This window comes from Acinetobacter sp. GW821-FHT09D10, assembly GCF_059416285.1.
Genome location: NZ_JBWKOW010000007.1, coordinates 228,765 through 240,318 on the forward strand (window position 1 = coordinate 228,765; position 11,554 = coordinate 240,318).

The 11,554-nt window shown below is 38.3% G+C and carries 10 protein-coding genes, 1 tRNA gene and 1 pseudogene; 7 read left to right on the forward strand and 5 right to left on the reverse strand.

Annotated features, from left to right (window positions below):
* Nucleotides 1–478 (forward strand): annotated as a pseudogene (gene cntB, locus AC07M3_RS15900) (carnitine monooxygenase, reductase subunit CntB); the annotation flags it as partial.
* 157 nt (nucleotides 479–635) lie between these two features.
* A tRNA-Met gene (locus tag AC07M3_RS15905) sits at nucleotides 636–712 on the forward strand.
* A gap of 43 nt (nucleotides 713–755) precedes the next feature.
* Here AC07M3_RS15905 and AC07M3_RS15910 read toward each other — a convergent pair.
* The 5 genes from AC07M3_RS15910 to AC07M3_RS15930 form a co-directional block, all read right to left on the reverse strand.
* Nucleotides 756–1,784: a hypothetical protein gene (locus tag AC07M3_RS15910; protein ID WP_307013009.1), complete on the reverse strand. Its 1,029-nt coding sequence runs from the start codon at nucleotides 1,782–1,784 to the stop codon at nucleotides 756–758.
* Complete coding sequence (locus AC07M3_RS15915) at nucleotides 1,777–3,402, reverse strand: NAD+ synthase (RefSeq protein ID WP_494567728.1); 1,626 nt, start codon at nucleotides 3,400–3,402, stop codon at nucleotides 1,777–1,779. The genes AC07M3_RS15910 and AC07M3_RS15915 overlap by 8 nt, the downstream gene beginning before the upstream one ends.
* Before the next feature lie 385 nt (nucleotides 3,403–3,787).
* Complete coding sequence (locus AC07M3_RS15920; RefSeq protein ID WP_375037086.1) at nucleotides 3,788–4,348, reverse strand: hypothetical protein; 561 nt, start codon at nucleotides 4,346–4,348, stop codon at nucleotides 3,788–3,790.
* Between the two features lie 183 nt (nucleotides 4,349–4,531).
* Nucleotides 4,532–4,984 (reverse strand): protoporphyrinogen oxidase HemJ, encoded by a 453-nt coding sequence (hemJ, locus tag AC07M3_RS15925; RefSeq protein WP_003653300.1) that lies wholly within the window; start codon nucleotides 4,982–4,984, stop codon nucleotides 4,532–4,534.
* Between the two features lie 18 nt (nucleotides 4,985–5,002).
* Nucleotides 5,003–6,232 carry a beta-ketoacyl synthase N-terminal-like domain-containing protein gene (locus AC07M3_RS15930; protein WP_003653298.1) on the reverse strand — a complete coding sequence of 410 codons (1,230 nt, stop codon included), beginning with the start codon at nucleotides 6,230–6,232 and terminating at the stop codon, nucleotides 5,003–5,005.
* A gap of 299 nt (nucleotides 6,233–6,531) precedes the next feature.
* Here AC07M3_RS15930 and AC07M3_RS15935 point away from each other — a divergent pair, with 299 nt between their 5' ends.
* The 5 genes from AC07M3_RS15935 to AC07M3_RS15955 form a co-directional block, all read left to right on the forward strand.
* The gene (locus AC07M3_RS15935) at nucleotides 6,532–7,851 is read left to right on the forward strand and encodes an EcsC family protein (RefSeq protein WP_494567729.1); all 1,320 of its coding nucleotides are present in this window, start codon (nucleotides 6,532–6,534) and stop codon (nucleotides 7,849–7,851) included.
* Nucleotides 7,852–8,050: 199 nt separating this feature from the next.
* Nucleotides 8,051–8,425, forward strand: a complete 375-nt coding sequence (rpsL, locus tag AC07M3_RS15940; protein WP_002050319.1) for a 30S ribosomal protein S12 — start codon at nucleotides 8,051–8,053, stop codon at nucleotides 8,423–8,425.
* 160 nt (nucleotides 8,426–8,585) lie between these two features.
* Nucleotides 8,586–9,056 carry a 30S ribosomal protein S7 gene (gene rpsG, locus AC07M3_RS15945; RefSeq protein ID WP_004638185.1) on the forward strand — a complete coding sequence of 157 codons (471 nt, stop codon included), beginning with the start codon at nucleotides 8,586–8,588 and terminating at the stop codon, nucleotides 9,054–9,056.
* Nucleotides 9,057–9,233: 177 nt separating this feature from the next.
* Nucleotides 9,234–11,372, forward strand: coding sequence for an elongation factor G (gene fusA, locus AC07M3_RS15950; RefSeq protein WP_004641624.1), 2,139 nt, complete (start codon nucleotides 9,234–9,236; stop codon nucleotides 11,370–11,372).
* A 93-nt stretch (nucleotides 11,373–11,465) separates the two neighbouring features.
* Nucleotides 11,466–11,554: GTP-binding protein (locus AC07M3_RS15955; RefSeq protein WP_072292276.1), on the forward strand; the 89-nt coding region annotated here is incomplete at its 3' end.

Consider the following 11,554-nt stretch of genomic DNA (forward strand, 5'->3'; position numbering starts at 1 on the left):
ATGTGTTTAGTTATGTTGACTCAGAAGGTTGCTCATTAAATCTGGATGAACTGATTTCATCACAACCTAAAGGCACACATGTCTATGTCTATGTCTGTGGACTGAAACCAATAATTGATGCTGTGATTAATTGTTGTAATAAGCATTGTTACCTTGATGAATACATTCATTGGGAACAATTTGCTTCAACAGTTCCAGAAGATGGGAGGGAAGGCTTTTACAGATGTATTTGAAAAGTCTAATCAATAAATGAAGTCAAAAATGACTAGTCAATTTTATAAGCGATCGAAACATTAAATATTGATTTTGAATGCCTATGTTGTGAAGGGGTATGCGATACATGTGAAACTGTTATTTTGGAAGGTAAAGCAGAGAACATTTTGATCAATACCTTAGTGATATAGGAAAGACTTCACAGTTGAATATGGTGATTTGGGGATCGCGGGCAAAAGATAAAAAACTGGTATTAGATTTTTAATACATTTCTGTGGTCGATCAACTATTTAAAACATAAATTTGCTAAAAAATGAACAAATAAAGGTGATCTGAATCTTATTTGTTCATTTGATGGAATTTAATGATTTTGAACTCTTGACCTGTTCTGCAGAACTATAGATAATGCGCACACAGTTTACGGCTATGTAGCTCAGTTGGTTAGAGCACCGCACTCATAATGCGGGGGTCACAAGTTCAAGTCTCGTCATAGCCACCATTTTAAAAACCATGCTCATGCATGGTTTCTTTTTGTCTTTTTTTTACTCATTAAAATGTTTTTCAATCATATCGAGTGTTTTTGGGCTTTGATAAAAAGGAGCTAAAATCGTTTGAAGTAACGGCTCTAAAATACCGTGTTCATTAAAGACATTCATGACTTTAGGGTAAAAACGTAAAGCTTCAGTTTGTAAATCGGTTTCGGTTAAACCAATCTCACTTAATACTTCAAATAAACTCTCGTCTTTGTAAAATTCATAAAAAACTTCTACGCCATACAAAATAAGATCTTGCATAAATTGTGACTGGCGTAATTCTTTCCAATATTCGTAAATTAAAACAAAGAACTCTTCAACATCAAGAGGAGTTAACTGTTTCATAAACTCATACATTTTTTTATGTCTAAGATCTTCCCAGACATGTCGTATCAGACTTTCTAAATCTTCAGTCGACAAAAGACTTAATTCTGTGAGTTGCTCGTGAATAAAGCTGGCAATCCAAGTTTCAAGTTTATGCTCAAGACGTTGTTGTTGTAAAAAAGAGAATTTTTTGAGTTTATGTTGCCATTCAAAATGATAGTCATCTACTCTAGATGTATTTAGAAATTTTGGTATTTTTTGTTCTAAGGTCGAGGTCGCAATATATTGGCAAAGTTGTTGAACGGCGGGGCTAGTTCTTAAAAACTGGTTGAGATAATGAGGAATATGTTCCATTTCTAAAAATTTGGAGAGCCACATTTCAAATTGGTGGTCAGATACCAAATCTTGTAGCTGAATTGGAGACTTCATAGCAGACAGATAAATACGCTGCGCAATTTCCCCAATAAACTCAAGTAAACCAGCGCCTAGCTGCATTTCAAAAGCATAGCGTTTCACAACGGCTTGTAGTTGCTCTAAATCCACCACTTCATGAAGCTTGATTTCGTCAGCATGTTGCATAAAGAGTTGAATGAACTGCTGGAAATAAATAGGTGAGTTTTCTATAGATAATTGTTTTTTGAAAAATTCCACCTGCTCAAGCAAAAGTGCTTGAGCAAGTGCTGTGGTTTTTGATGAGTTTTTCTGCTCAGTCATTCGCTGTCCAACCGTTGACAATCGGATAACGTCGTTCACGACTAAATGCACGAGAAGTAATTCTCGGCCCAATCGCGCCTTGACGACGTTTATATTCATTACGATCAACTAAACGGATAACTTTTTCAACTACTTCTTTATCAAAACCTTTGGCAATAATATCTGCCTGACTTAAATCTTCTTCAATGTATGCGTAAAGAATGGCATCTAATACATCATATGCAGGTAAAGAGTCTTGGTCTTTTTGGTCTGGGCGAAGTTCTGCTGAAGGTGGACGAGTAATAACACGTTCAGGAATAACAGGAGTTTCACTTAAGCTATTACGGTATTTAGCTAATTCAAACACGATCGTTTTATAAACATCTTTTAGAACAGCAAAACCACCAACCATATCACCATAAAGTGTACAGTAGCCAACTGAAAGTTCAGACTTGTTGCCAGTAGCGAGTACTAAATTACCAAATTTATTTGATAAACCCATGAGTAATGTGCCGCGTGCGCGCGCTTGTAAATTCTCTTCGGTTGCATCTGCTGGTGAGTTGCCAAAGAAAGGATACAAGGTTTGCATAAAGCTATTTACAACTGAATGTATTTCAGCAATACCGAAAGTTACACCCATACGACGAGCTTGTTCTGCTGCATCTTCAACACTAATTTGAGAAGTGTAGGTATAAGGCATCATTACGGCTTGTACTTTTTCTGCACCGATTGCATCAACAGCAATCGCTAATGTAAGGGCAGAGTCGATACCGCCAGATAAACCTAAAATTACACCTGGGAAGCCTGAACGCTCTACGTAATCACGTGTGGCTAGAACTAAACCTTGATAGATCTCTGCAAAAGTTTCTAAAGCAGGAGCAGATTCTGTGACTTTAAATGATTTGTTTTTTGGGTCAAATTCAGCGATGTAGAGGTCTTCTTTAAAGCTTGGCGCTTGTAAAGCAATTTCACCACTTTTATTACTGACAAAACTTGTGCCATCAAAAATTAAATCGTCTTGTCCACCCACTTGGTTAACGTAAACAATATTCAGATGAAGTTGTTTTGCAAGTTCACTTAAGGTTTGTGTACGGTGTTGTGGTTTACCGACTTCATATGGTGATGCATTGAGTACAAGAACAGTATCAACATTTAATTGGCTTAACTGTTTTACGGTATTAATTGACCAGATATCTTCACAAATCAATACGCCAAACTTATGTCCAAGATATTCAAACACCAAATGTTGATGACCTTCTTGGAAATAACGTTTTTCATCAAAGACGCCATAGTTTGGTAAATTGTGTTTGTTAAAAACACCCAAAACTTGACCGTCTTTCATGACAGCAGCAGAATTATAACGTTGACCATCTTCTGTCTGGTTCACAAATCCGAAAACCATGACAATATCTTTAACTTCGGCAAGTTGAGCAAAAGCCTTTTGCATACGTTTGTTTAAATTTGGACGTAACAGTAAGTCTTCAGCTGGATAACCAATAACAGAAAGCTCGGGAAAAATAATCAGGTCAGCGTCTTGTTTTTTCGCCTGATTCACTTGCTCAATCATCTTTTTGGTGTTTGAGTCAATATTGCCAATATGCGGAGAAAACTGAGCAAGGGCAACTTTAAAACTTTTCATTCAAACCTAATCCTAGATCATAACGAATATAGATACACACAGTGTTGATTTTTATAGATATAATTTTTCAACGATGTGTATGATACGATAGTAAACAATTAAAATAGTAAACAAAAATGTCAAGATCAATAATATATACCAATCACATATTTTCTGCGTAAAAATAACGAGATTTTCTGTATAGAATAGAAACAGGCTTCATTATTTTTATTGTTTGTATACTGCCTTATCACAAGCCAATTTGGAATAAGCGCGTTATATTTTTTTCAATAATTTGAATTAAGTAAGCGTGATTTTCTTGTTTAGATAAGTATTTCTGATTTATAAGAATTCTCATTTACATTAAGCAAAAAATGTTACGTTCAAAGAAAGACTGATTATTTAGTTACAAATGAAGCTGAGGTGAACAGATAATATTTGGGATTTTCCCAGAGCAAATGTCACGGGCAATTTCACCTTGTTGCTCAATGTTATAAGAGCTAAACGCCTTGTGGGGAGAGTAGGTGTATTTATAGGGATTGTAATTTTTAAAGCTAAGATAATAGGCTGATTGCAACAATGCACCTTTAAGTAGTACATGAATACCTTTTTGATATTGCATGACATGAGTGAGTTCGTGAATAAAAATACCCTGCATAAATTTAGATTCTAGTGCGTAATTTTCACTGTAATCGGAAGGATTGACATAAATATTTCCGTTTGGCGCCATAAAAATACCGCGAGATTGCCAAGGTAAATAACGAGTAGCAATAATTTTAGGTTGTTCGCAATTGAGCATGTCACCGAAAACGAGTTGTGCTAATACTTTTTCTTGAGCAGTCAGATATCTGATGGGATAGTTTTTTAAGTGACGAAAAATAAAAAGTGTAAGAAGTATAAATTGTTGTTGGGTTGAGCGTTTAAGGGCATTAAAAGTTAGCATAGCTTTGCCATTAAATAAGTTCATCTATTTCTTTAGGATAGTATAGATTACTTATTAGTAAATAAAGGGTCAGAGTTACTCATTGGGTATAACTTTAAGAGAGTGTTGATTTTATGCTTTTGATTGAAAAAAGTTAAATATAAGGATAACTCTGCGAGTTTTTATTGTCTAAATTAAAGAAATTGCTCGGAAAAGCAAAAGCCCCAGTTAAAACTGAGGCTTTACGACAACTAAAATCACTACAGCAAATAAGATTAAAGTTGGCATTTCATTAAAGAAACGCCAGAACCTATGTGATTTATAGTGTGCATTTCCGATAAGTTTTTTACGATAGTAGCCACATACCAAATGGTAGATGACTAATAAAGCGACTAAAGCAACTTTAAGATAAAACCATGTTGCCTGATGGTAATGTCGAGTTGCATCGCCCCATTCCACAAGAAAATGGGCGGTAATTAATGTGGCAATCATAGAAGGCCACATAATTCCGCGATACAACTTACGTTCCATTATTTCAAAGCGTTGATGACTAGCAGCATCTTCACTCATGGCATGGTAAACATATAAACGTGGTAAGTAGAACAAAGCAGCGAACCAACAAACCACAGCAATAATATGTAATGCTTTTACCCACAAAAAAGCATCAGAAGGTGCATCCATCGATAATCCTAGGTGGGATTATGCATCCCACTTTTTGAAAATAAGGCAAGCGTTAACACCGCCAAAGCCAAAACTGTTACTCATTACAGTATTCAATTTTGCATCACGTTTTTCAAGTACGATATCAAAAGGTTTTGCGCCTTCATCTAGTTCAGTCACATTAATATTTGGTGCAATAAAGTCATTTTGCATCATTAGAACTGAGTAAATGGCTTCTTGTACACCAGCTGCACCTAAGCTATGACCTGTCATAGATTTGGTTGAGCTAAGAGGAGGTACATTGCCTTCGCCAAATGCACGTTCCATTGCTTTAAGTTCTGTAATGTCGCCAGCTGGAGTAGATGTACCATGTGTATTTACATAGTCAATTTTTTCTACGCCATGTTGTTTAGCTTCTTCAAGTGCCATTAATACACAACGTGTAGCGCCTTCACCACTCGGAGCAACCATGTCTGCGCCATCGCTGTTTGCAGCATAACCAACCACTTCAGCTAAAATATTGGCACCACGTGCTTGAGCGTGTTCAAGTGATTCAAGTACGACAAAACCACCACCGCCAGCAATAACGAAACCGTCGCGGTCTGCTGAATATGGACGAGATGCTGTTTCTGGAGTTTCATTATATTTCGAGCAAAGCGCACCCATTGCATCAAATAATAAACTTTGAGACCAATGATCTTCTTCACCACCACCAGCAAGCATAAGATCTTGTTTGCCAAGTTGAATAAGGTTGTACGCATAACCAATTGCGTCAGCAGAAGTTGCACAAGCACTCGTAATAGTATGAGCAATACCTTGTAGTTTGAATGCAACACCTACGTTTGCAGTAATCGTGTTTGACATGTTGCGTGGTACGAAGAAAGGTCCTACTTTACGTGCACCTTTAGTCTCTAAAAGCTCAGTCATTTCAACAACAGATGCAGTTGAACCACCACCTGAACCGCCTGCGATACCGTAACGTGGATTACCACCGATTTGCTCAGCAGTAAGTCCTGCATGTTCAACAGCAGCTACAGCAGCATTGTAAGCGTACATTGCACATACGCCCATAAAGCGTTTTAACTTACGGTCAATATGATCAAAATCTTGTTCCGCAGCAGCGCTCACATGACTTTTAAAATTGAGTTCAGCATAAGTTGGGTTAAAACGTGTCCCGGAGATTCCGTTTTGAAGTGAATGAGTAACTGCTTCTAAAGAGTTACCGATACATGAGTTAATACCCATACCAGTGATTACAACACGTTTCATCTACAGGTCCCTTTATGGTGATATTAAGAGTCTATCGTGATCAACAGCTATGAAAATGAATAGGAGAATATAGCTATAAGAAAACAAGACTCATGTTTTTTCGTTGTTAACATGATAGCAGAAAGGATTTTTATTTCTTATGGCAAATCTTTATGACAATTTTACATTTAAAAAAATAACTAAATACATGGTATTTTGCATTTAGGGTTAACTAAAATACACACATACAAGTTGAGATAAATCCACATTCCACCTAGTATTTGTGTCTAATTAGATAAATTAAAAAATCGAGGTACTTGATGACAAAATTCAATAATAATCAATCTGACAATTTGTTTTCTCAGGTCTTCGGAGTGGCTAAAAAGCTCAGTTCTACAGGATTGAGTATCTTGCAACAGAACCAATCAGGTGATGTAAGTAAGGTAATTGAACCAATCCCAACTGGTAAAACGGTTGAAGGTAAATCGAGAACAAAAAGCCCATTTGAAGTTGAGCAATATGAAAGTCCTCAACAAATGCTTCGAGAGCAATTACCGAAAGTCACTCGTCAGGTCTTTGGGCGGCATTTTACAAAAGTAAATGGTGTGGCTACATTTCTTTCCCCAGATTGGGATCAAAAAGTCTCAGGCTATTTATTTGATTGGTTGAATGACTTTAGTTCAAAAAGCACCTTAACTGAAAAAATCTTGGAAGAAGCGGGTGCTAAAGATTTGTTTGAACTAACTAAGGATACGGGTCGTTCTCAACGCTTAAGTCAGGCGCTCATTGAACAAAATAAATTAATTGCGACAATACAAGGGGCAATCACAGGCGTGTCCGGTGTGGTTGGCGCTGCTGTAGATGTTCCTGTTTCACTCGTGTTGGTCTTGAGAACGATTTATCAGACAGGAAGATCACATGGTTTTGACCTTCAAGAAGTTACTGACCAAGATGTTGTCGAGTTTATCTTTAAAGAAGTTGATATCAGTCTGATTGCTGAAAAGCAAACTTTATTGTTAGCTTTAAAAACATTACGAAATATGTTGGAAACGCAAGATATTCATCAATTTCAGCAAGTGTTAGGTTCAACTACTGATTTTGATACTTTAAAGAACTGGTTAGTCGATGAAGATGGAGAGTTTAAATGGGGGTGGTTAAATCGTATTCCTAAACTCTCTGCCTTTGGTAAAGTTACCCCAGTTGCTGGTGCTGTTTTAAGCGCAGTATATAGCTGGAAACTACAAGAAGATGTTGGTCATAAAGCACAAGCTATCTTTGGAGCCGCAAGACATTATTTAAATGAACATCCAAGTGAGCATTTATCTCCGCTACAGGCTTATTATGCTGCGGTTACACTCATTCAGAAAGCCAGTCCACGTCTTTTAAATGTTGGTGAAGATGGCAATATTCACGCTGAGCATCATCATAAAGTAGAAAATCATGATGTAATTTCAAAAGTATCTATTGTCTTAAAGCCGACAGAAAGTAAAAAGAGCGAAGAGAAAATTCAAGAAAATGTTCATCAGGGTATTGAGCAACTTGCCGATAAACATGTAGAGGAACATGAGCATACTGAGCAAAAACCAGCTTTAGCTCCAGAGGAAGATGAAGAGGAGTTGGATGATAAAAAATACTCTTAACAATATGCTTACAAATAAGAGGTTTAAAAATAAAATTTGAACTCTATTTAAATTTGTAAGTTATCCTGTCAAAGATTGATATGGTCAACATTTGGTAAGTATTGCCGTGTTGACCATTTTTGCATCTTAGCTTACAATTATGTGCCCTTAAAAAGAGGTATTTCTTTTTAAGGTTTTTTAATAACGGGAGAATTGCCATATGGCAACAACGAATCAGTTGATCCGTAAGGGTCGTACGACTTTGGTTGAAAAATCCAAAGTTCCTGCGTTGAAGGCTTGTCCACAACGTCGTGGTGTTTGTACACGTGTTTATACAACTACACCTAAAAAACCTAACTCAGCTATGCGTAAGGTTTGCCGTGTTCGCTTAACTTCAGGTTTTGAAGTATCTAGCTATATCGGTGGTGAAGGTCATAACCTACAAGAGCACAGTGTTGTTCTTATCCGTGGTGGTCGTGTTAAAGACTTACCAGGTGTACGTTACCATACCGTTCGTGGTTCATTAGACTGTGCTGGTGTTAAAGATCGTAATCAATCACGTTCTAAATACGGTACTAAGCGTCCTAAGAAGTAATTCTAGGAAACTAGTCCAATAAGCCCTTTAGCGTTTCGCTTGTTTGAATTCTTCATAGATTTGTAATTCAAGCGACGTATAGTAAGGCCAGCGTCGTGTACATGACACTTGTACAAACTGCTGGATTATCCTGAAGTGTCATATTATTAGGTGTATTAAAATGCCAAGACGTCGCGTAGTCGCTGCTCGTGAGATCCTTCCAGATCCAAAATTTAGCAGCCAAACAATCGCTAAATTCATGAACCACGTAATGCAAGATGGTAAAAAATCTGTTGCTGAAGGTATCGTTTACGGTGCTTTAGAACGTGTTCAAGAAAAAAACAAAGTAGACCCAGTTGAATTTTTCGAGACTACTCTTGAAAAAGTTCGTCCTATGGTCGAAGTAAAAGCACGCCGTGTTGGTGGTGCTACTTATCAAGTACCTATGGAAGTACGCCCATCCCGTCGTACTGCCTTAGCGATGCGTTGGTTAGTAGATGCTGCTGCTAAGCGTTCTGAAAAAACGATGGCTTTACGTCTTGCTGGTGAGTTGCTTGATGCAGCTGAAGGTAAAGGTGCAGCAATCAAAAAACGTGAAGACGTGCATCGTATGGCTGAAGCCAACAAAGCCTTCTCTCACTACCGTTTCTAAGCGGATAAAACAGTCCCTAATCAGGAGAATATTCATGCGTACAGCAGCTCGATTCAACATTGCTCTTTATCAAAGTGGGAGCTTTGCGGGTATTTAAGTTGCCTGCTTGGATATTTGTACGCATCAATTTAATTGATGCGTCCTGTTTTAAATATAACATTTAGGAATGTAGACATCATGGCTCGCCAAACCCCAATTAGTAATTACCGTAACATCGGTATTTCTGCGCACATTGACGCAGGTAAAACAACTACAACAGAACGTATTTTGTTCTACACAGGTGTATCTCACAAAATTGGTGAAGTACACGATGGTGCAGCAACAATGGACTGGATGGAACAAGAGCAAGAGCGTGGTATTACAATTACCTCGGCTGCTACAACTTGTTTCTGGTCTGGTATGGGTAACCAATTCGAACAACACCGTATCAACGTAATTGACACCCCGGGACACGTAGACTTCACAATCGAAGTTGAACGTTCTATGCGTGTTCTTGACGGTGCGTGCATGGTTTACTGTGCAGTTGGTGGCGTACAACCTCAGTCTGAAACTGTATGGCGTCAAGCAAACAAATATAAAGTGCCTCGTTTAGCATTCGTGAACAAGATGGACCGTACTGGTGCAAACTTCTTCCGTGCTGTTGAGCAAGTTAAAACTCGTTTAGGTGGTAATCCTGTACCTATCGTTGTGCCAATTGGTGCAGAAGATACGTTTGCAGGTGTTGTTGACCTTATCGAAATGAAAGCGATTATCTGGGATGAAGCATCTCAAGGTATGAAGTTTGAATATGCTGAAATTCCAGCTGACCTAGTTGATACGTCTAACGAATGGCGTACCAAAATGGTTGAAGCTGCGGCTGAAGCTTCTGAAGAATTAATGGACAAGTACCTTGAAGAAGGTGATCTTTCTAAAGAAGAGATCATTGCAGGTTTACGTGCTCGTACATTAGCTTCTGAAATTCAAGTAATGCTTTGTGGTTCTGCGTTCAAAAACAAAGGTGTTCAACGTATGTTGGATGCTGTAATTGAATTCTTACCATCACCTACAGAAGTTAAAGCGATCGAAGGTATCCTTGACGACAAAGACGAAACTAAAGCGTCTCGTGAAGCATCTGACGAAGCTCCGTTCTCTGCGTTAGCGTTCAAAATCATGAACGACAAGTTCGTAGGTAACTTAACATTCGTACGTGTTTATTCTGGTGTTCTTAAACAAGGTGATCCGGTTTATAACCCAGTTAAATCTAAGCGTGAACGTATCGGTCGTATCGTGCAAATGCATGCGAACGAACGTCAAGATCTTGATGAAATCCGTGCAGGTGATATCGCAGCGTGTGTAGGTCTTAAAGACGTTACTACTGGTGATACATTATGTGATGAGAAAAACATCATTACACTTGAGCGTATGGAATTCCCAGAGCCAGTAATTTCATTGGCTGTTGAACCAAAAACTAAAGCTGACCAAGAAAAAATGTCAATTGCTTTAGGTCGTTTGGCTAAAGAAGATCCATCGTTCCGCGTTCGTACAGACGAAGAATCTGGTCAAACAATTATTGCTGGTATGGGTGAGCTTCACCTTGACATCATCGTTGACCGTATGAAGCGTGAATTCGGTGTTGAAGCGAACATTGGTAAACCAATGGTTGCTTACCGCGAAACAATCAAAAAGACTGTTGAGCAAGAAGGTAAGTTCGTTCGTCAAACAGGTGGTAAAGGTAAATTCGGTCATGTATATGTTCGTTTAGAGCCTATGGATGTTGAAGAAGCTGGTAAAGAATACCAATTCGCTGAAGAAGTTGTCGGCGGTACTGTACCTAAAGAATTCTTTGGTGCGGTTGACAAAGGTATTCAAGAACGTATGAAGAATGGTGTATTAGCTGGTTACCCTGTTGTGGGTATCAAAGCGACATTATTCGATGGTTCTTACCATGATGTCGACTCTGATGAATTGTCGTTCAAAATGGCTGGTTCGTACGCTTTCCGTGACGGTTTCATGAAAGCTGATCCTATCCTTCTTGAACCAATCATGAAAGTTGAAGTAGAAACTCCAGAAGACTACATGGGCGATATCATGGGTGACTTAAACCGTCGTCGTGGTATGGTTCAAGGTATGGATGATCTTCCTGGTGGAACAAAAGCAATTAAAGCAGAAGTTCCATTGGCTGAGATGTTTGGTTACGCGACTCAAATGCGTTCTATGTCTCAAGGTCGTGCGACTTATTCTATGGAATTCGCTAAATACGCTGAAACTCCACGTAACGTGGCTGAAGGCATCATCGCTAAGTTCCAGACTGGCGGTAAAAAAGGTGACGACGAGTAATCTTTCGATTACTATAAGCCCAAACTAATTCTTAGTTAAAACCAAGCGCTCGTGCAGTGACCCTGCATGAGCAGTTTATAAAGGAAGATCATCATGGCTAAAGCCAAGTTTGAACGTAATAAGCCACACGTAAACGTGGGCACAATCGGTCACGTTGACCATGGTAAAACAACTTTAACTGC